The sequence below is a fragment of the Caldisericum sp. genome, assembly GCF_049967455.1.
GTDB classification, from domain to species: Bacteria; Caldisericota; Caldisericia; order Caldisericales; family Caldisericaceae; genus Caldisericum; species Caldisericum exile_A.
The window spans coordinates 1-3,583 of the sequence record NZ_JBMFSR010000070.1; the positions used below are offsets into that span (position 1 = coordinate 1).

At 33.2% G+C, this 3,583-nt stretch carries 3 protein-coding genes; 1 reads left to right on the forward strand and 2 read right to left on the reverse strand.

Annotation, left to right across the window (positions count from 1 at the left end; translation table 11 throughout):
- Window positions 1-208: 208 nt before the first annotated feature.
- A complete protein-coding gene (locus ACP5SP_RS07590; protein WP_416085652.1) occupies window positions 209-598 on the forward strand; it encodes a PadR family transcriptional regulator in 390 nt (129 codons plus the stop codon).
- Window positions 599-600: 2 nt separating this feature from the next.
- On the opposite strand, the gene ACP5SP_RS07595 is transcribed toward ACP5SP_RS07590, so the two are convergent.
- On the reverse strand, window positions 601-3,081 hold the full coding sequence (locus tag ACP5SP_RS07595) for an O-antigen ligase family protein (protein WP_428076440.1): 2,481 nt from the start codon (window positions 3,079-3,081) through the stop codon (window positions 601-603).
- 35 nt (window positions 3,082-3,116) lie between these two features.
- Window positions 3,117-3,583, reverse strand: a 467-nt coding sequence (locus ACP5SP_RS07600) for an NAD-dependent epimerase/dehydratase family protein (protein ID WP_428076442.1), incomplete at its 5' end; no start/stop codon positions are given.

The window sequence follows — 3,583 nt, forward strand, 5'->3', positions numbered from 1 at the left end:
GAAGCCGAAGGCGAGGAATCTCCTCAGTTTTGGGGGAGTATTGAGGGGGTTGTTGCCCCCTCAAAATATGGAGATTTCTCACTTCGTTCGAAATGACGGACACATTGAGTCATATCGAGTGAAGTAAGATCAATATATCTGTTGACAGAAAAATAAATTTATCGTAAAATTAATAAAGATTTATATATATTAGAGTAAGAGGTGAAAAATGGGAGGCATTTTTGATTTTTGCGATAAAAAGAAGAATTTTTTTGTAGCGTCAGTTTTTGGTGCAAGACAATTCATTACATTCTACATACTTCATCTTGTGCATGAAAAACCTCTTTATGGTGAGGCAATTTCGAAAAAAGTCACAGAACTTCTTTCAAACCTCTGGCAACCAAGCCCAGGATTTATGTATCCAATATTAAAGAGGCTTGAATCTCATGGTCTTATAAAAGGCAAATGGGACTATTCAGAAGCTCACCCTCGCTATATATACGAAATAACAGAAAAGGGTAAAGCTGAGTATTTCAAATATAAAGAGGTCTTTGAAACAAAATTAGACGAACTCATTCAAGTGCTTGAAAATGTAAAAAAAGAAGTTTTCAACAAATAAACTCAGCGCGCTATATTAATTTTTACTTCACCAAACGAAATCCAATCACCAAGCTGCCCTTGCATAATTTTGTGGGAAACTGCATAAATTCGAAGTGTATAAGCACCGTCTGAAACATTGTTAGGTAAGGTATATTTATAAGAAAGTGTCTTTGGAGAAAGGTTTCCATTAATGAGTATCCAATCACCTTTAGGTGGAATAAGCCATATCACATATCTTTCCACATTTTTATCATTTGTTGGAATCCAAGTAATATTAATCTCTCCGCCCTTTTTAAATGTTTCACCATTCTTTGGACTTGCAACTAAGATAACAGGTGCATACTTTTCAAACTCCGCCCTAATTGTAGGATCATTAGGATTGTAATAGTAAGCATAGAATAGATGCTGAATCCCCTGTGGTAATTCCCCATTCTTAACTTCAAGCGAACCAGCTTTGTAATATGCATAAGGGTTATTCGGACTCGTTGAGATTGCAAGTTTGTAATTTTCAATTGCCTTAGCTAAATTGCCTACCTTCTCATAATAAAGACCATATCCAATATAAATATCAGTTAAAATGTCCTTTCCAATAAGACCTTTATCAATTGCATCTTGAGCCAAGGAAAGCGCCAAATCCAATTCACTTTTTGCATCCGTTAAATCATTTTTAAGGTTTAAATAGGCAATCGCCAAAGAAGAATGGGCTCCAGGATCAAGAGGATTTAATTCAATTGTTTTCCTAAACTCAGAAATTGCATTTTCATCGCCGATTGTATAGAGGAATTTAGCGTAGTCAAAATGGTATAAGAAATACATTGGGCATTTTTTAATTGCCTCTTCATAAAGCAACTTTGTTACACTTACCTTTGATTGGTCAGCATTACCTTGAGATTTAACAATTTGAGCATATAAGTTTGCAAGATTGTAACGAGGCGATGCATTTAATGGGTTAAACAAAATCGCACTTTCAAAATCCGAAATTGTCTTTTCTAAAGGCACCTTCCCTTGATTATTCAAAGCAAGTCTATCAAGATTTACAGATATAAACATAAATATGAGTAAAATTGTTATAAGAAATGAAATTAAAATGAAAGAAAATATCTTGTTTACACTCGCATTGTCTTTTGAGCGTGTGGCATGTTTTGTCTCACTCTTATGCGGTTTTAAATTAAACTTTCCCAAAATTTTATTAAAATCAATATTTATTTTATCTCCCTCTGAAAGAAGTAAGCCAAAAGAAAAAAGTGTAATAAGAGGAATAAACATAAGCGACCAATCGAAATCAATAAACGCATGGAGAAGGATGCCAACCAAACCTGAAAAAAGTCCAACATTTAAGGGAGAGTAGTGAGATTTGACAACTTTGTATCCCTTATGTATAAGCAAAACCACAAAAAACAGAAGCGCAATGCAACCTAAAATGCCACCTTCAGAAAGATACTGGAAAAGAAGGCTATGAGGAAACTTTGAAAAGAAATAAATTGATCTGTATTTTGCATAAATATATTGGTAAGTGCCAAATCCTGCGCCAAAAATAGGATAGTCTTTCAAAATTCTAAAGGTATCCTTAATCATATAGATACGACCACCAAGTGATTCGTCATAACTTCCATTTTTTAAGAAATTAAGTAAGACATTAAACTTATAAATCAATGTGCCAAGATATGGAAAAACAACATCTTTTTTTAGCATTACAAAAATTGCACCTACTACAAACAGCCCCACAATAGACAAAATCGAATACAATCGCTCTTTTCCTTTAAGAAGAAGCACAAATACAATTAAACCTGCCAAAAATGTAAGGATTGCACCTCGTGATTGAGTAAGAATAAAGGTAATAAAAAAGAATACAAACAAAAAAGAATACAAAATTTTCCTTAAAACCGCGTTCTCATAAAGGAAAAACCCAACTGAAATAAACATAGGAAGCACAAGAAATGCACCAAAAGTATTTGAATATTGGAGTGTTGAAGCAATAATTCCATTCACTGCAAAGCCTCTACCTAAAAGAAAATTAAAAAACGGCAAGCCAATATTAAGCTTGTAGCCAATATATGCAAGAATACCAATCAATGAGAGGATAAAAGAAAGAAAAAGTATAACAATAAGGGAGGCCTTATAAATCTTTTCATTTTCAACAGTATTTACTGCAATATAAAACATAAACACATAAAGGACAACTTTGAAAAACTCAGTTAAGGTTGCATAAAAATATACCGTAAAGAAAAGTGAAAAAAACGAAACCAAAAGGAATAAAAATATTGCAAAATTGAGCCCTTCAATGCCTTTAAATGGTTCTTTCTTTACGAATTTAAGATATGAAAAAAGAATTACGGAAGGCAAACTCAAAAGAAAAGTAAGGTATGTTTCCCATGCAAAATATCCCCCTTGAAAGATCCCAGAGAAAAACAGAGGAATAAATGCAAGGAAAAGCACAATCAAATTAAGGCTTACAGAGTTTTCTTGCTTTTCTTTTTTTATAGTCTTCTGATCTTTTTTCATCGCCATATTATAAACAAAATTACATAAATTTTATTTCATAAATTCCTAATATACCATTCAATTGTTTTCTTTATCCCTTCTTTAAGTGTATATGTAGGTTCGAATCCTAAAGATTGCTTAGCTTTTGTATAGTCAAGGGCAATGCGATAAACTTCACCCTTACGAGGAGGCAAATACTCTACTTGAATTTTTCTTTCAAGAACCTCTTCAAAGACTTTTACGATATCATTTACAGAAGTTTCAACACCTGTTCCTATGTTATAAACACCCTCGCTTCCAGCGATTGCAAGTAAATTTGCATTTACAACATCTTCAACATAAATAAAATCCCTTGTTTGAGTGCCATCACCAAAAATAAAAACAGGTTTCCCTTCTAAGATTCTCCCTGTAAATATTGAAATAACACCTGCCTCACCCAGAGGGTCTTGCCTTGGACCATACACATTTGCATATCGTAAAATTACGCGCTCAATACCATAGAGCCTTTTAAAGTAGTTTAGGT